The 15715-nt window shown below is 43.7% G+C and carries 18 protein-coding genes; 9 read left to right on the top strand and 9 right to left on the bottom strand.

All coding sequences use genetic code 11. The features are described from left to right. Positions 1-62 precede the first annotated feature (62 nt). The 3 genes from ACVBIL_RS15520 to ACVBIL_RS15510 form a co-directional block, all read right to left on the bottom strand. Positions 63-335 carry an HU family DNA-binding protein gene (locus tag ACVBIL_RS15520; RefSeq protein ID WP_447159742.1) on the bottom strand — a complete coding sequence of 91 codons (273 nt, stop codon included), beginning with the start codon at positions 333-335 and terminating at the stop codon, positions 63-65. Between the two features lie 136 nt (positions 336-471). Further along, positions 472-1269 (bottom strand): response regulator, encoded by a 798-nt coding sequence (locus tag ACVBIL_RS15515; protein WP_447167869.1) that lies wholly within the window; start codon positions 1267-1269, stop codon positions 472-474. A 127-nt stretch (positions 1270-1396) separates the two neighbouring features. Next, complete coding sequence (locus ACVBIL_RS15510) at positions 1397-1789, bottom strand: hypothetical protein (RefSeq protein WP_447167868.1); 393 nt, start codon at positions 1787-1789, stop codon at positions 1397-1399. Between the two features lie 167 nt (positions 1790-1956). Between ACVBIL_RS15510 and ACVBIL_RS15505 the strand changes: the two genes are divergently transcribed. Continuing rightward, positions 1957-2466, top strand: a complete 510-nt coding sequence (locus ACVBIL_RS15505; RefSeq protein WP_447167867.1) for a DUF4240 domain-containing protein — start codon at positions 1957-1959, stop codon at positions 2464-2466. Positions 2467-2558: 92 nt separating this feature from the next. Here the strand turns inward: ACVBIL_RS15505 and ACVBIL_RS15500 are convergent, their stop codons facing one another. Then, complete coding sequence (locus ACVBIL_RS15500) at positions 2559-2867, bottom strand: hypothetical protein (protein WP_447167866.1); 309 nt, start codon at positions 2865-2867, stop codon at positions 2559-2561. A gap of 299 nt (positions 2868-3166) precedes the next feature. Further along, positions 3167-3472, bottom strand: a complete 306-nt coding sequence (locus tag ACVBIL_RS15495; RefSeq protein ID WP_447167865.1) for a hypothetical protein — start codon at positions 3470-3472, stop codon at positions 3167-3169. Between the two features lie 269 nt (positions 3473-3741). On the opposite strand from ACVBIL_RS15495, the gene ACVBIL_RS15490 reads away from it, so the two are divergent. Continuing rightward, positions 3742-4266: a DUF3016 domain-containing protein gene (locus tag ACVBIL_RS15490; RefSeq protein WP_447167864.1), complete on the top strand. Its 525-nt coding sequence runs from the start codon at positions 3742-3744 to the stop codon at positions 4264-4266. 61 nt (positions 4267-4327) lie between these two features. On the opposite strand, the gene ACVBIL_RS15485 is transcribed toward ACVBIL_RS15490, so the two are convergent. Continuing rightward, positions 4328-6070, bottom strand: coding sequence for a bifunctional diguanylate cyclase/phosphodiesterase (locus tag ACVBIL_RS15485; protein WP_447167863.1), 1743 nt, complete (start codon positions 6068-6070; stop codon positions 4328-4330). 106 nt (positions 6071-6176) lie between these two features. Continuing rightward, positions 6177-6488 carry a prephenate dehydrogenase gene (locus ACVBIL_RS15480; RefSeq protein ID WP_447167862.1) on the bottom strand — a complete coding sequence of 104 codons (312 nt, stop codon included), beginning with the start codon at positions 6486-6488 and terminating at the stop codon, positions 6177-6179. A gap of 45 nt (positions 6489-6533) precedes the next feature. On the opposite strand from ACVBIL_RS15480, the gene ACVBIL_RS15475 reads away from it, so the two are divergent. From ACVBIL_RS15475 to ACVBIL_RS15465, 3 genes are all read left to right on the top strand, one after another. Continuing rightward, complete coding sequence (locus tag ACVBIL_RS15475) at positions 6534-7418, top strand: TraB/GumN family protein (RefSeq protein ID WP_447167861.1); 885 nt, start codon at positions 6534-6536, stop codon at positions 7416-7418. Between the two features lie 108 nt (positions 7419-7526). Then, on the top strand, positions 7527-8393 hold the full coding sequence (locus ACVBIL_RS15470; RefSeq protein WP_447167860.1) for a MaoC family dehydratase: 867 nt from the start codon (positions 7527-7529) through the stop codon (positions 8391-8393). A gap of 248 nt (positions 8394-8641) precedes the next feature. Further along, complete coding sequence (locus ACVBIL_RS15465) at positions 8642-10354, top strand: formate--tetrahydrofolate ligase (protein ID WP_447167859.1); 1713 nt, start codon at positions 8642-8644, stop codon at positions 10352-10354. Between the two features lie 95 nt (positions 10355-10449). Here the strand turns inward: ACVBIL_RS15465 and ACVBIL_RS15460 are convergent, their stop codons facing one another. Beyond that, the gene (locus ACVBIL_RS15460; RefSeq protein ID WP_447167858.1) at positions 10450-12066 is read right to left on the bottom strand and encodes a mechanosensitive ion channel family protein; all 1617 of its coding nucleotides are present in this window, start codon (positions 12064-12066) and stop codon (positions 10450-10452) included. Positions 12067-12154: 88 nt separating this feature from the next. On the opposite strand from ACVBIL_RS15460, the gene ACVBIL_RS15455 reads away from it, so the two are divergent. Next, positions 12155-12580: a hypothetical protein gene (locus ACVBIL_RS15455; RefSeq protein WP_447167857.1), complete on the top strand. Its 426-nt coding sequence runs from the start codon at positions 12155-12157 to the stop codon at positions 12578-12580. Between the two features lie 209 nt (positions 12581-12789). Here the strand turns inward: ACVBIL_RS15455 and ACVBIL_RS15450 are convergent, their stop codons facing one another. Further along, positions 12790-12915: a hypothetical protein gene (locus ACVBIL_RS15450; protein WP_447167856.1), complete on the bottom strand. Its 126-nt coding sequence runs from the start codon at positions 12913-12915 to the stop codon at positions 12790-12792. A gap of 231 nt (positions 12916-13146) precedes the next feature. Between ACVBIL_RS15450 and ACVBIL_RS15445 the strand changes: the two genes are divergently transcribed. The 3 genes from ACVBIL_RS15445 to ACVBIL_RS15435 all read left to right on the top strand — a co-directional run bounded on the left by ACVBIL_RS15445 (position 13147) and on the right by ACVBIL_RS15435 (position 15603). After that, on the top strand, positions 13147-13431 hold the full coding sequence (locus ACVBIL_RS15445; RefSeq protein ID WP_447167855.1) for an ABC-type zinc uptake system zinc chaperone: 285 nt from the start codon (positions 13147-13149) through the stop codon (positions 13429-13431). 77 nt (positions 13432-13508) lie between these two features. Next, a complete protein-coding gene (locus ACVBIL_RS15440; RefSeq protein ID WP_447167854.1) occupies positions 13509-14693 on the top strand; it encodes a hypothetical protein in 1185 nt (394 codons plus the stop codon). Beyond that, positions 14677-15603, top strand: coding sequence for a metal ABC transporter solute-binding protein, Zn/Mn family (locus ACVBIL_RS15435; protein WP_447167853.1), 927 nt, complete (start codon positions 14677-14679; stop codon positions 15601-15603). Before ACVBIL_RS15440 ends, ACVBIL_RS15435 begins: the two co-directional genes overlap by 17 nt. Positions 15604-15715: the final 112 nt, after the last annotated feature.

The following is a 15715-nucleotide window of genomic DNA, read 5'->3' as shown; positions in this document are numbered from 1 at the left end:
ATCAAACAGACATAAAAAAACCTCCATAAGGAGGTTTAGTTATCAACTGCGGAAACAGTGATTTAGTTAACGCTATCTTTAAGCGTTTTACCTGCTTTGAACTTAGGTACTGTAGCCGCTGGGATCTGGATCTCTTTACCAGTCTGTGGGTTACGACCAGTACGCGCTGCGCGCTCTGTTGTTTCAAAAGAGCCAAAACCAACAATAGAGATTTTCTCTCCATTCTTCATCGCTTCTGCAACAGTTTCTTCAAAAGATTTTAAGGCGCGAGCGGCTTCAGCTTTAGTTAGTTCTGCAGATTCAGCCATTTTTGCAACAAGTTCAGTCTTATTCATTTGAATAGTCTCTTCTTTCCGTAGATTTAATTGTTAGTAGCGTTATGTAACATGCCACAAGCTTTTGCATTTGAAAAGCGCTTTAACCCTATGAAATAGGCCTTATAGTCAAAAGTAGGGCCAATTTCTCAATTTTTTACTCTTCTAGCAGCTGATAAAGGATCTGTTTAACCACATTGGGCTCAAATGGTTTGTCACAAAGGGCATTTACTCCGGCTTGAGAAACGTTGCTCAAATGAGTTTCATTGGCTTCTGATGACACCATTAAGATGGGGATATGAGACTGTTGGCTGTCGTTACGAATAAACTGAGTCAATGCTAAACCGTCTACGCTCGGCATGTTGTAATCGGTAATGACCAAATCAAACATCTGCTGCTGCATCAGTTCAATCGCCTCTTGGCCATCTTGTGCTTCGGTGATCATCCTTAAGCCGAGATTCGTTATGGTTCGCTTAATGATATTGCGAGCCATCTTACTATCATCGACAACGAGTACACGCAGATCCTGCACGTCAAAATGGGTGAGATCTAATTCGTCATTAGTAAGCAGGTCGATAGTGGCATTCAGTGCTTTACCTAGATGCTCGGTGGTAAAAGGTTTAGGCAGTATTGCGACAACGCCTGATTGACGATAGTGCTCTAGTTGCTCAGGGCGACACTCGCTCGATACCAGCATAAATTGAATATCGCTAAAGTGAACTGAGGATTTAATCTGTTGCAATAACTCTAACGCAGTCCCATCTGCAAAGTGCATGGCACTGGCGACCAGATCGGGTTGATGGCGATTGATTATTTGCATAGCTTCTGCAAGCGTAGTGGCGGTTTGTATGTTGTTAACGCCTTCTAAGCTTAAACGTTGGCTGATAATTTTTCTTTGGGTATCAGAAGGCTCAACCAACAAGATAGAAAGTTCGCCGGGCTGTAAATGGCTCATAAATTTATGTACCGATCGTTAGTCTTAGTTTTGTTATGGCGTTAACCTACGTTAACGCCTTTGGCTTATCAAGTAAGTAACAGGCTGTGTGCTGGCTTAGTCTGTGATCTTGTTAGTCACAGCGCTGTTAACTCACAAGCTTTGGCTTTAAGTATTGTCGTGTCTTTGCACTAAAAGCGACCCAATATTGGAATGTCATAGCGATGATTGCAGCAATGACGATGCCGCCGATAGGAATATTTTGTCCTTCATAGACGACTTTCACATCCTCAGGGGTAATTTGGTAGGCGATAACGGCAGCGGTTGCTAATGCAAGTAAGGCAACGGTTTGAATGGCTAGGTAGATTTTTAGTACCACAGCGGCCCAAAATTGGCGCATGATTAAGCCATAAAGCACAGGAAATACACCTAATGTTAATAGATCAAAGGACTGAGTGGTAAAGGTGCGCCAGATTGCGGCAACGGCCAGCAGAGCGTAAAGGAACATTAATATCGCTAAAAGAGGATGTGGTTTTGTCATGGGGTCCCTAAAGTCGTCATATTTTTTATATAGTTGTTGTGTGGAGTTTAAAAAAAACCGCGAGTCGCGTCTATAACGCATGCTGTTTAGCCGTGATATTGTTTAGCTAAGATGGCGAGTAATGCGATAGAATAGCGACTATCACAGCGTACAATTTAGAGAATCCGATGACAGAGTCTGAGTTTTGGGAATTAGTCACCCGAACATCCCCCCAACAAGATCAAACTGAATTGGCTGAGGTGCTTAAGCAAAAGCTGAGCCCGTTAAGCAATGATGAACTCCGAGATTTTGACAAGATATTTGGTCAACAGATGCGTCGTTCGTACTCTTGGTCAGTGTGGGGCGCGGCTTATATTATTACCGGCTGTGATTCAGAATATGCCTTTGCTGAGTTTCGTTGCTTCTTAATTTCATTAGGTAAAGACTGGTACGATAAAGTGATTGAGTCGCCTGATGCGTTAGGCTCTCTAACACTTTGGCCAGAAAAAGATGGCTCTGCCTATCCTTTCCTTGATGAATACGATCTGATAGCAGGCCAACTATATGAAGATCGTAGTGATGACGAGCTACCTTATGTGCCATCGGGCCAGGCTAATCCAGCGGGTAAGAAGTTTTCTCATAAGAAGAAGCTGCTTAAGGCAGCGTATCCACTATTGAGTACCGCGTTTCCATTTTAACGAATACTAATTAGTATGATGGCGAAAACAGCAATAAAAACGAGGCGAGCCTCGTTTTTTTATGGAAAAATTTAATCTTATACCGATTGGTATTACTCGTAACAGACCTCTGTTTCACTGTCGAAATCTAGCCCGTAGGCGGTGCAGGCTAGCTCCATGAACTCCTGCTCAGATTCCTGTACCTGCTCATCAAACTCAGATTGTAATTTGGACTCTAATGCTTGGTCTGACTTAGCTTGATGTTGGTCTAAGATCTCATAGTGGTCTGCGATTGCCGCTTGCTCTTTTGCTGTAAATTCTTCAGCGCTGACTTGGCCAATGAAGACGAAAGAGAACAGTATTGCTGCAATTACAGCCATGCGGCCAGAAAACGGAATGTTGGTGATATTTGAATAGTTCATATTTGACTCCAAACAATTAAATAGATGACCCAATTTAGGAACCGTTTGCTCTTAGCTGCACGTTTGCTCTTATTAGCATAAGTGGCAAGCTTATGAGTATTCCTCTGTGGCGTTGTTAACTTGATACGTATGTTAGCGAATGCAACATGTACCAGTGCTGAACGAAAAGTGAACAGTCATGTTGATGGCATTTACAGGCTGATGGTTTCAAACTGAGAGCAGGGCTCTTAGTCAGGGGAATTAGGCAGATTTAAAGCTTAGACATGTTGGCGCTAAACGGAACTGATATTCATTAGCCGTTATTCATTACTCATGGTGTCACAATGAAACCCTTGACGCATTGAATCAAAACGACAGCTTAAGCCACACTCCCAAGCTACACCGCCCAGTTTTTCAGATGCTTGCTGAGCGTAAGCTTTACAGCTTGGATAGCTGTCAAAGTCATCTTTCTTGTCATATTTGCCAGAGTTGTATCCATTTTTATAGATAAAAGCTGACCATGTTTCAGGTCCTGAAGGCGCTTCAGATTGGTTGATGCTAAAAATTGCGGCAGTAAGACCAATAAAAAGAAGTGCTACAAATAGCACTGGAGCAAGTTTTTTCATGGGGACTCTCAAGATCTAACACTTAGCGCTCTAGCTTAAGATCTACTACCAATAAAGCAAATTTTAAACGCGATATTGGTAGCTACAGCGAATTTTTATGCCATTTGATACAACTAAATAGCGATAGTATGGTCTACTAATGTAATGATTTTTAAATCACTCCTTTACTAAGATTTAGACTATCCCTATAGGGATTAAGCTGTGATACAGCTTAAATATTGTAAAGTGTAGTGATTAAAAACCGATTATATTCAACCGTGGGGGCACTTATGAATGTTAAACATATACTGGTAGCGGGTTTACTCGTATCTAGCTCAGCTTGGGCCGCAGATAAAGCGGTTGAAAACCCAGTGACAGAAGATAGTGTGGTTAAAGTTGAATGGCAAGATCCCAATAGCTTTCGAGACATAAAATCGAGCGGAGAAATTCAATCTCGTTTTGAAAAACGCACCTTCGAACAACTGACTAAAAGCTTAAACAAGGAAGCGGTGAAGGTTCTCAAGCCTGAACAGAAACTAGAGATGCTTGTTACCGATCTCGATTTAGCGGGTGACGTTAGGCCCACATTTGGCGCGACGACTCACGACCTTCGGGTGGTAAAAAATATCTATCCACCACGTATTACCTTCAGCTACAAAATTCTGCAAGATGATAAAGTGATTATGGCGGGTGACGAGAAGCTAACGGATATGAATTTTATGTATTCGGTTAACGCGAGGAATGACAAGCCCTATCGCTACGAAAACACAATGCTAGCGTCCTGGCTTAAAAAAACGGTAAAGCCTAACCTTTAACGCGTTTATTATTAACGACTCAACTTTTAAGTGGTTAGGCGGTTAAGTGTGAGCTGCCACCTTACGGGCTCATCGCCGCCTCTAGTGTAAACAGGCTAAGTGAGCTCGTTGCTTGCTTGGCCTGTTTTTTTGCTTGGGCGCTGTAAAGAGACAATTGGTGTTCATTACAGTCGATGGTAATTGAGGGCGGAAGAATTCCCGCTGTGAGTGAGATCAGCTCATGGTAGCAGCGCACGCCTTTCCTATCTTCGGCTAACATTTGCTTTTCTTGCCAATGTTTCTTCGAATAAAACAGTGATTTACCGACTTCAAAATCTTTTATGATCTGCTGTGCTTGCTGCTCAATATCGGCATCACTACTTATCATCACAAAGTCATCGCCACCAACATGGCCTATAAAGTTATGACAGGTTTGATGGCATAAAAGTAACCGACAAACCTCCATAATCACTTCATCACCACGACAAAAACCATAGATATCGTTGTAAGGCTTAAAGTTCGACAGGTCGAAGTATGCCAAATAGAACGGCTTCTTTTGCAGACGTAATCGCTGTAACTCTTCTTGAATAGGGATATTACCCGGTAACCCGGTAAGGGGATTAGCGTGGCGGGCGACCGCAATTTTCTGTTCGGTGATTTTTGCTAATAGATCTTTTGTGTGGCCGATACCTAAGAGCTTGCCTTGCTTGAGAATAATAAACTGCTGGACTACTAAATCGGTCGACTCCATAGTCAGCCGTTGGCTGACTTGAGAAATGGGCATTTCGGCTTCAATACTAATGAGCTCGGTTGTGAGCACTTCATCTACAGCTCTATGTTCGTGCAATGCCCGTCCGTAAGGAGTGCTGAACAGCTCGATTACCTGACTTCTTAGTACCATGCCGATAACTTGTTCTTGGCGCATAACAACAATAACTTGAAGGCTAGGGCGTTGATTAAATGTTTCTCCTATGCGCTTAAGTTTGCTATCAAACTGGCAGGTAATGGCTTTGCTGCATAGGCTTTGTGCTGATTCGGGAAAACGCACCTTTGGAGAGGGAGGTTCTACCGCTGGGCTAAACGGAATACTGCGGTTTGGTTCTGTAGCGGGGCGCCCCAGTAGAAATCCCTGACAATAAATAATGCCAAGTTGCTTTAGTACGCTTAGCTCGGCTTGGGTTTCAATTCCTTCGGCGATCACTTTACAACTGAGGTTTTGGCACAGGGCAATGATAGAGCGAACAAATTCTTGCTTGACCGATGAAGTGTCAATCGACTCGATAAAGTGTCGATCAATTTTGACATAATCGGGTGCTAATTCTGACCACAACCTTAAGCCTGAGTAGCCAGCGCCCAAATCATCGATAGCGGTGAGAAAGCCTTGGCTTCTATAGTGGTTTAAGCAATCTTTTAATAGATCGATATCATCGGCAGGGTACTGCTCTGAAAGCTCAATCACAACTTGAGATGGATCGATTCCTAACTCTTGCACTAAGCTAAGAGTAAGGCCCTTTGGATGATTAGGCTCTAAAAGCGCTTTAGGAGAAATATTTAAGAAAAGCTTGCCAGAAAGTTGGGTGTTTTTGAATTGCTGAATCGAAATTCGTCGACATAAGCTTTCTAGCTCAGAGAGGCGCCCTTCGTAGGCTGCGGTCTTAAATAATGGAACGGGTGAAAATAGTGGGCTATGCTCAGGTCCGCGGCTTAAGGCTTCAAAGCCGTGAATTTGATGAGTTGAGATATTACATATAGGTTGAAAGACCGCTTTAATTCTTTCTTTATCGATAATTTTTGAAAGTTCTAGCTTTAGATCGATTGCAGCCATTTTTTCTACCAAATATTAATGAGGTAGAAAATCCTATGACACTGGTGTGACAAATAGATGACAAATATCAATCCATTAATAATTTAACGGATTGATATTTCGGGCATTACTTTGCGTTAGATTTAAACGCCTGCATGGTCTGTAGTAATAGGCCAAGCTTTGGGATGTAACTTTCTAGCGCTTGAGCAAGCGTTTCAGGCTGTTGAATAAAGCCTTCCATCTCGGCGGCAAGTTCTTGCACGTATGGCGTAAAGCGATTGCTCTTAGTTGTGAAGCCTTCAGTTGTACTGAAAATTGTATCGAACTTTACATGACCCGCTTTTTTTAGCTCGTCTAGTCTAGCGTCAGCATCAATTGCTTGGCGGTAGGCGGTTTGCAAACTGGCTTTAAGTTGCTCGATAACCTGTGTGTGTGGCATAACAGCCTCTCAATTAGAAATTTTGCTGAATTATAAGGGGCAAGGATGATAGCAACAAGTGTCGTTAGGCGTTTATTCACATTAGTGGGGTTAGCTCTATTGTTTGTTGCTGCAAGTAGTCAAGCTGCTCCCGATGATAAACCGCCTTTTTATCAAATATCTTATCAAGGGCAAACGGCCTACTTACTCGGTTCTATTCATATTGGTGAGGCTAATTTTTTCCCGCTGGCGGCACCGGTAGAAAAGGCCTTTCAGCAGTCTGCTGCTCTTGTGGTTGAAGCCGATATTAGAGGGGCTGATGTACCCGCATTATTGGCAAAATATGGGGCTGAACAATTCCCCGTTGATGCTGAAACGCAAACGGCATTAACCGATTACTGTCGTGATAAAAAAAGGCTCTGTAAAGCCATCGAAAATTATTCTCCATGGTTACAGTCAATGCAACTCAGTATTGGTCGGTACGCAGCGCTGGGTTATAGCGGCCTTTATGGGGTGGATTCGGTATTAGTGAGTCAAGTGGGCAATCGACCGGTATACGAGCTAGAAAGTACAGAGTCTCAATTTGAATTGCTGTCCTCGTTTGATGTTGATACCCAATGGGGCATGGTAAGGGAGGCTATCGAAGCCCCTGATTCAGACATGCTTGAATTAATTTCAGCATGGCGTAGCGGTGATGAAACTGAGCTCGCCGATTTGATGGAAGGTGAGATGTTGCGTGATGGTGAGACGCAAATGGTGAAGAAGATGCTGTGGGATCGCAATAAAACCATGGCACAAGGTATTGTTGACTTGATGCAATCACCGAATACGGCGCAGCCACTTTTTGTGGTAGTGGGGGCTGGGCATTTAGTGGGGCAAAAGAGTGTGCAATCCTACCTGCAGCCTCTTGGGGCCAAGGCTAAAAACTGTTGGACACAGAGTTGTAACTAAGTTTGCTTTTTTAAAGAGGGTCTTGCTGAGATTATCGGGTTTGTGACTTTTGATGTATAATACGCCGCTTGTTTTGGTTTCCCGTGTCATTTGAAGGGTTTTATCGGTTTGAATAAAGAATACTGTATCGATTTAAAGGCGTTGCCTTCGCTATTTACGCTTTATCGCAAAATATTTTTTGGGCGTAAGCCAGGCTGGGACGAGCAACCATTACCGATGATCAAGGTAATGAGCCCAAATGTGTCGTTATCGTCAGATAAAGTCGAGCAATATGCAAAAGTATGTGGCTTTGATTTTGATGGTAAAACTCTGCCGCCGACATACCTATATATCATGGCATTTCGCTTACATGCATTTATTTTTATCCATGAAGCGATTACTTTCCCACTGCTTGGGATGATCCACCTAAAAAATAGCATTACGATGCATCGTAGCGCTCGTGTCGATGAAAAGTTCGATATTCAGTGCGCATTAACCACGAGCCGCATAACAGATTCTGGTCTTGAGTTTGAGTTAGTCTCTAAAGCGTATGTGGGTAGCGAGCTGGTATGGGAGTCGTTATCGACCTACTTGTACCGCATCGAAGGCAAGGCCAAGCGCATTCGTCCACCCAAGGCGAACGATATGCAGTGGTTAGAACCTGTTAGCTGGAGCCTAGCCGAAGACTTAGGTCGCCGTTACGCTAAAGCATCTGGTGATTATAACCTGATACATCTGCATCCAGTGATGTCAAAACGTTTTGGCTTCGAGCGTATATTGGCTCATGGTATGTGGTCAAAAGGCCGATGTATTGCCCAATTAATGCCAAACATTGCTGATAGACCATGTCAGATTGATGTCGCATTTAAGTTGCCATTATTTATGCCTAATAGCGTTAGCTTTGCGGCTGAGCATCTTGAAAACAAAACCGTGTTTGAGCTACGCGATCAAAAAGGTCGTCGTCCACATCTAAGCGGCGAAATAACGTTTTTATAAGCGTTCATCTTGAAGAAAAGGCGCTGCTAGCGCCTTTTTTGTTTTCTGCGTTTAAAATGTTTGTTCTAGCGTTATGGTTATTGGGGGGGAAAGTTTGGCCGTTAAGTCGGCAACAAAATGAGTCGTTTATTGATGTAGATTCCAAAAAGCTAAAATAGCGTTCGCTGACTATTTAACCTATGACAGAGATCATCTATATTCCAATCGAAAGCCTACCCTACATAAAAATATAACGTGGAGCCATTCTCATGCTGTCAGATATTGAAATTTCGCGCCAACATGCTTGTTTACCGATAACAGAGATAGCGGCTCAATTAGGACTTCAGCCTGAAGAGCTGTCTTTGCACGGTGCTAATAAGGCAAAAGTGTCTCTTTCTGTCGCCAAAAGACTCGCCAATAAAGACAATGCCAAGCTGGTTATTGTGACTGCGGTAACCCCGACCCCATTTGGTGAAGGTAAGACAGTAACCACTATTGGTTTAACGCAAGCGATGAATTTTAACGGTGTTAAAACCTGCGCCTGTATTCGCCAGCCGAGTATGGGGCCTGTATTTGGCACCAAAGGTGGCGCTGCGGGTGGTGGCTATGCCCAAGTCGTGCCGATGGAAGAGCTTAATCTGCACTTAACCGGTGATATTCACGCGGTGAGTAGCGCTCATAACTTAGCCGCAGCTGCTGTTGATGCTCGTCTATTTCATGAAACTCGTTTTGGGGCCGATGTATTCGCTCAAGAGTCAGGTTTGGCAGCACTTAATATTGACCCTGACAATATCCTCTGGCGCCGAGTGGTTGACCACAATGAGCGTAGCCTTAGAGAGATAAAGGTGGGTTATGGCGCATTTAATGGGCCGATACATGATTCAGGATTTGATATCACGGCGGCGTCTGAGCTCATGGCTATTTTGGCGTTAAGCCAAGATCTAAGCGATCTTAGATTACGCATTGGCCGTTTAGTGCTTGCGCTTAATACTCAAGGTGAGCCTATTACGGCTGAAGAACTTGGCGTTGCAGGTGCAATGACGGTCATTATGGCTGATGCTATTGAGCCAACCTTGATGCAAACCCTCTCAGGGGATCCATGCTTTATTCATGCGGGACCCTTTGCCAATATCGCCCATGGTAACTCGTCCATTATTGCCGATACTATAGCGGCAAAACTGGCTGATGTGGTTGTTACTGAAGCAGGTTTTGGCTCTGATATGGGCTTTGAAAAGTTCAGTAATATTAAGGTGAGAGAATCAGGTTATGCACCAAGTGCATCGGTGGTTGTTGTGACCCTTAAGGCGCTAAAGGCTAATAGCGGTATCGAGTCTAATAAAGATATCAACCAGCCCGACCTCGAGCGCTTACAAGCAGGCTTTGCCAACCTAGAGTGGCATATTAATAACGTCAGCCAATATGGCGCGCCAGTTGTGGTGGCGATTAACCGTTTCCCAACCGATACCGATGAAGAGCTTGAGTGGCTGAGTCAGCGTATTGGCCAAACTAAGGCCTTTGGCTGTGAGATAAGCGAGGCTTTCGCTAAAGGTGCTGCAGGCGCTTCTAAGTTGGCTGAAATGGTTTATCGTGCCACACAAGTCACATCAGACTTTAAACTGCTGTATCCAAGTGACATAAGCTTAGAGGCTAAGCTGATGACCTTGGCTGAGGTAGGCTATGGCGCATCAAGTGTGACCTTATCTGATAAAGCTAAATCGCAGCTAAATTGGCTAACCAAGCACAATTACAGTGGCTTACCTATCTGCGTGGCTAAAACGCCGATGTCGATAAGTCACGACCCAAGTATTAAAGGCATTCCGACAGGATTTGAATTACCTATTACTGAGCTACGACTGAATGCGGGAGCAGGCTTTGTAACGGCATTAGTGGGGCAAGTGATGACCATGCCTGGTCTTGGCATTAAGCCAGGTTATTTGAATATCGATATTAATGATGCTGGCGAGATTGTTGGTCTAGCCTAAGCTGGGTCGCAATACCAAGTTAAGCTTAGATAATAAAAAGCCCCGACAACTTAGGTTGGCGGGGCTTTTTTACTATATTTTTAACCTTGTAAGATTTATTTCTCTACCGCGGTTTGATAAATATGCACATCGCGTTGCGGGAACGGAATGCTAATCCCTTCAGCGTCGAAGCGCATTTTAACGGTACGGGTAATATCCCAATAAACGTCCCAGTAATCTTCTGGCTTGGTCCAAGGACGCACAATAAAGTCGACAGAAGATTCACCCAGCGTATGCAGCTTAATCATAGGCTCAGGATCTTGCAGTACTAAAGGATGCGCCATAACGATCTCTTTCAATACTTTCTCAGTATGTTCAATATCATCGCCATAACCAATACCAAAAGTCAGATCCACTCGGCGCTGATGTTCAACGGTAATGTTGTTAATGGTATCGCCCCAGATCTTGTTGTTTGGCACAATCAGTCTTTGGTTATCTAAGGTCTTAATCGTGGTTGATACTAAGCTCATGTGGCTTACACGACCCGTCACACCACCGGCGTTGATTAAGTCGCCCACGTCAAACGGGCGGTAGACCAAAATCATCATGCCAGAGGCGAAGTTAGATAGGGTATCTTGCAGCGCAAAACCGATAATCACACCGGCGATACCGAAACCGGCAAGCAGTGGTGCGAGCTCAAAACCAAGCTGGGATAAGGCAATAAGTAAACCGAGTGCGAATACGGCTTTACCTGATAGCGAGATAAAGAAGTCTTGCAGTAGCATGCTGAACTTAAGTTTAGAGTTGCTAACGGCTTTTTCAACGATACGCTTAACTACTTTGCCAACTAGGCTAGATAGGAAAAGGATCAAACAGAAAATAATCAGTTTAAACATAACTCCCGCACCATTTTCCATGGCTTGGGTTTTGGCAATCGTTATCCACTCTGATAATAGATTGCTTGCTACATCAAGGTTTAATACATCTTGAGTAATATCGCCAGACACACTAAACAAGGTTTGCTTATAAAGTGCAGCGTCTTGTCCTAATGAATCTAATATGCTGATCGTCGATGCCAAACTGCTTGAGCTTTGATCTAAGCGTTCTTTTAGCTCAACAACTAAAGCCTTCTGATCTCCACTCACATCAGCGCCAGCGATTTGCACGTCAGCAACAGCTTGGTTTAAGCGATCTTGATTGAAGTAAACAAAGCTATTTAAATCATCTGCACGAGTAATTAGCGCAGAGATAAAGACTTTCGTTTTCTCATCGACATTGATCCCAGCGGCTTTTGCCCAAGTCAGCAGTTCGTGTTCTGAAGTGAACAGCTTGTCTTGTTCACGCTGGATCTGCATGAGCCCAAGCATGATCTTGCGATCGCCATCGGCGCCGATTGAACTCATCAGTTCAATTTTTTGCTTAGTAAAATAAGCTTCAACAGAATCAGTGAAGGCTAATTGCTTAACAATATAAGGTGTTAAGAAAGCCAGATCGGGATCCGTAGCATCCATTTGCTCTTTGAGAGTCTCTTGCAGCAAAGAGGCATTACGGCCAATTCGATACTCAAGAAAGCTCTTAATCTCACCTTTACTGCTAGGTAAGGTTTTAACATCGCTGTCGATTAAGCTTTGTAATTTATTAAGATTGTTGGTTAAGTCTGTATTTTCTGCATTTGCTACAAATGAACAAAAGCACAAAATAATAACTAAAAGTTTGGGGAGCATTTTATGCATTGGATATGTCCGTTATTTCCCTAGTTCTAGTAATAATATTACGACTTTGGAAAACTGTCGATTTGTTATTGTGATAGTGATAAGCATAATGGCGAAGATACGATTAGATCTGTTAAACTTCGACGCCTTAATATTGGTTAATATCGATCCAATATGTAGCTTAAGAGAGATACCTCTAGTGATATGCGCTCATTGTTCAAAATCATTTGCGATAGATAAAATTGAAAACCAAAGAGGGAAGGGATTGAGTACCGAGATCCAATGCCCATTCTGTCAGGCTTGGTTAGGTAAAAATGTCATTTTATCTTGGGTTAAGATCATCAGCTTTTATGCTGGGGTGGTGCTATTTGTTTGGAGCTATTTTGATACCGATACCCGACAGTTTGGTATTCCGCTCGCTATTTTTTCCATCATGGTGATGTTAGTGGTTCATCTAATGGATAATCTGAAAGTGACACAAGCGCCAGAAGTTGAGTTGGTGGATAATAGTGAGCATCTGAAAAAGTATCGCTAGTCACGGTGGCCTAAGCTGTGCAATAGATTGTGATGATGAGATAGATTGTAACGATGAGGTGACTGTCGCTATGAGGTGGCAGTATGGTTTATTGCTGAGTAACAGCCTGAGTTAATGAGTGTTTAAGACGGTTAACGATAAAGGTATCTAGCACAGTAAGACTCTACACCCTGATGGTATTTGGCCATCAGAGTGTCACGAGTTGTGACTTAGTCAATAACGTGAACTTGCGCTTCTAGCGCGGCTTCTACGTAGTAAATGCCACCGAGTATCGCAACAAAAAATAGCGTTGTCATGATGATGAATTTTAAGTTCTTACGAATAACGTCAAGCATGATATTTTCGCCTTTCTAATAGATAAACTCTTGTTAAATATCACTATGGATATCATTTCACGTTAACAATATTAATGGTTAGAGCTTAAGTCAGTATTAAATACCATTCAAGCCTAGGTGATCTATCTCACAAACACTTTGTAACGCTTTGGGAGCCTCAAGGCTTGACTTCAATACTCATCCACATAGACTAGTCTCGTTTTAACACATAAGGTTAACACTGTGATTCGAATGAGTAGCGTAAAGCAGAAACTGGTAATGGGGCTTGTTGCCGTATTCCTGTGTCTGTCATTTGCCGCATCCGCTCATAGTCTGAGTCATTTGGACGATGGGGCAAAAAGCCATTGTACTCTGTGTTATCACCAACACCAGGTCAATAACCTGCTACCTACTAGTAGCGGTCTCGATATTACTATTGAGCGTCAGGGAGTTGAAAGCCAAGAGTACATTCTTCCAGCATCTTACTCGCGTCATGTGAGTTTCTTTAATAGCCGCGCCCCTCCAGCTTCAGCGTAAGTTCATTCCTTAAAAAAACGACATAAAATTTTTAAAGTATTCCCATAGGGAAGGCTTAGCTGTATTTCGGAGTAAAAATGACTAATTCAACTTTGCGCTTAACTGGCGTAGCAGCGGCATGCGCGCTATTTTCAACTCAGGCGCTAGCGAGTGACCCAAGCTTAACTAACCCTGCGATTAGCGCCGTATTAGACGGTTACTATCAAAGTGGTGAGCGACCGATGTCAGAGCGTGTAGAAGGCTTTGGTTTAGGTCACACAGAGCTGGCTCTCAGCGCTAATATTGACGACATGTTCTACGGTAAGTTAACGGCTGTGGTAGAGATGCATGATGGTGAAACTGAACTTGGCCTAGAAGAAGCTTTTATTCAAACATTGGCGATGCCGGGTGGTTTATCTGTTCGTGCGGGTCGCTTCTTATCAGATATTGGTTATTTAAATAACCAGCATGTGCATACCGATTCTTTTTCAGATAGGCCCGCCGTTTATCGTGCCTTTTTAGGTAGCCATTATTTTGATGACGGTGTGCGCCTAAGCTACGTGGCACCGACGGACCTATACTGGACCATGGGTGTTGAATCGTTTAAAGGCGATAAGATGCGCGCCGCAGATGAGCATGCTGAACGTGATTATAAAAACCTAGGTGTATATACCGCCTTTACTAAACTAGGCGGCGATGTCGGCGATAATGGTTCTTGGCAAGCGGGTTTAAGTTATCTACGTAACGAAAATGGTCGTATGACCGCTGACGAACATGAACATGCTGAAGTACAAGGTGATCATGACCATAATCACAGCGTGCAATACACTGGTGAGAATACTTACGTTGCAGATTTCGTTTATAAGTGGGCACCTAATGGTAACTATAAATATCAGCACCTGACCTTAAGTGGTGAGTATTTCAGAGTCACCGACTTTAAACCACTTGAGGAGCATCATGACGATGGTGATGACCACGGCGATGAAGGTAAAGATTATCAAGATGGCTGGTACTTGAGCAGTGTATATCAATTGTCGCCTAACTGGTCTGCAGGACTGCGTTATGGCCAAGTAGATACACAAATGATGCATGGCGACCATTTTGATCCGCAAAAACTGAAAGAGACAGAAGTCAGCCTTGCTTGGCACCACAGCCATTTTTCAACAGTTCGCTTGCAGTATAGCAATCAGCAAGGCACCAACTTTGATGGCTTCGAAGATGACAACATCATCACTCTACAATATGTCATGACTCTGGGGGCTCACGGTGCGCATCAATTCTAAGCAGTTTTTATCAACAGGGGCACAGGTACTCACATTAGCGCTAGCATTAGGCGTGACCAATAATGCGGTTGCGGCGTTGAATATTTTTGCCTGTGAGCCTGAGTATGCAGCGTTAGCTAAAGAGCTAGCGCCAGACGCTAAGATCTATTCGGCGACTACGGCGATGCAAGATCCGCATCAAGTGCAGGCGCGTCCGAGCTTGATCGCAAAAATGCGTCAAGCAGATCTCGCTATTTGTGCTGGAGCGGATCTTGAGGTCGGTTGGTTACCGATGTTACAGATGAAGTCTGCTAACGCTAAAGTTCGCTCAACCGATCAAGGTTTGTTTTTTGCTGCGGATCAAATAGAAACGTTAGATCAGTTAGCATCGGTCGATCGCTCTATGGGGGATGTGCATGCCCAAGGTAATCCACATCTGCATTTCGATCCAACGCGTTTGCTAAGTGTTGCTAATGCATTAACCAATAAGATGATCGAGCTCGATCCTGAGGGCAAAGCGGATTATGAAGCAGCATTAGCAAGCTTTAGTGAACGTTGGCTAGCAGCGATCCCTAGCTGGCAAGCTAAGGCCGCTCCGCTGCACGGCGGCAAAGTAATCGCCTACCACTCTAGCTTTAAATACCTGTTTAACTGGTTAGGGCTAGAGCAAGTTGCCGATCTAGAGCCAAAACCTGGGATCCCGCCAAGTAGTTCCCACCTTGCTAGCCTATTAAGTCGCACTAAGCAGGACGATATTTTAGCGATCATTATCGCATCATATCAAAGTGAACGCGGTGCAGATTGGTTAGCTGATCGATCGGGTTTACCTGTGTTAGTGCTACCTATGTCAGTAGGTGGCAACGATCAGAGTATCGATCTCTTTAGCTTGTACGATAGTGCGATCGATCTCTTGCTCAGCACTAAACAGTAGCAACGGCATCTGGCTACTTTGATCTAAGTGTATAACTTATACCCAAGCCACCTGAAGATGCAGGGTTCAGTGGGAATTTAATGCGCTTTAAGCAAGGCGTTGATTGCAGTTA

This window comes from Shewanella sp. 125m-7 (genome assembly GCF_052977045.1).
This window is presented reverse-complemented; position numbering and strand designations above follow the sequence as displayed.

What these genes read in the sequence shown, in the direction of transcription:
- ACVBIL_RS15485 (WP_447167863.1), bottom strand. Translation starts at nt 6,070, where the DNA reads ATGGCTGCAATCGATCTAAAGCTAGAACTTTCAAAAATTATCGATAAA.
- ACVBIL_RS15490 (WP_447167864.1), top strand. Translation starts at nt 3,742, where the DNA reads ATGAATGTTAAACATATACTGGTAGCGGGTTTACTCGTATCTAGCTCA.
- ACVBIL_RS15505 (WP_447167867.1), top strand. Translation starts at nt 1,957, where the DNA reads ATGACAGAGTCTGAGTTTTGGGAATTAGTCACCCGAACATCCCCCCAA.
- ACVBIL_RS15510 (WP_447167868.1), bottom strand. Translation starts at nt 1,789, where the DNA reads ATGACAAAACCACATCCTCTTTTAGCGATATTAATGTTCCTTTACGCT.
- ACVBIL_RS15440 (WP_447167854.1), top strand. Translation starts at nt 13,509, where the DNA reads ATGACTAATTCAACTTTGCGCTTAACTGGCGTAGCAGCGGCATGCGCG.
- ACVBIL_RS15460 (WP_447167858.1), bottom strand. Translation starts at nt 12,066, where the DNA reads ATGCATAAAATGCTCCCCAAACTTTTAGTTATTATTTTGTGCTTTTGT.
- ACVBIL_RS15480 (WP_447167862.1), bottom strand. Translation starts at nt 6,488, where the DNA reads ATGCCACACACACAGGTTATCGAGCAACTTAAAGCCAGTTTGCAAACC.
- ACVBIL_RS15475 (WP_447167861.1), top strand. Translation starts at nt 6,534, where the DNA reads ATGATAGCAACAAGTGTCGTTAGGCGTTTATTCACATTAGTGGGGTTA.
- ACVBIL_RS15500 (WP_447167866.1), bottom strand. Translation starts at nt 2,867, where the DNA reads ATGAACTATTCAAATATCACCAACATTCCGTTTTCTGGCCGCATGGCT.
- ACVBIL_RS15445 (WP_447167855.1), top strand. Translation starts at nt 13,147, where the DNA reads ATGAGTAGCGTAAAGCAGAAACTGGTAATGGGGCTTGTTGCCGTATTC.
- ACVBIL_RS15465 (WP_447167859.1), top strand. Translation starts at nt 8,642, where the DNA reads ATGCTGTCAGATATTGAAATTTCGCGCCAACATGCTTGTTTACCGATA.
- ACVBIL_RS15450 (WP_447167856.1), bottom strand. Translation starts at nt 12,915, where the DNA reads ATGCTTGACGTTATTCGTAAGAACTTAAAATTCATCATCATGACAACG.
- ACVBIL_RS15495 (WP_447167865.1), bottom strand. Translation starts at nt 3,472, where the DNA reads ATGAAAAAACTTGCTCCAGTGCTATTTGTAGCACTTCTTTTTATTGGT.
- ACVBIL_RS15455 (WP_447167857.1), top strand. Translation starts at nt 12,155, where the DNA reads ATGGCGAAGATACGATTAGATCTGTTAAACTTCGACGCCTTAATATTG.
- ACVBIL_RS15520 (WP_447159742.1), bottom strand. Translation starts at nt 335, where the DNA reads ATGAATAAGACTGAACTTGTTGCAAAAATGGCTGAATCTGCAGAACTA.
- ACVBIL_RS15515 (WP_447167869.1), bottom strand. Translation starts at nt 1,269, where the DNA reads ATGAGCCATTTACAGCCCGGCGAACTTTCTATCTTGTTGGTTGAGCCT.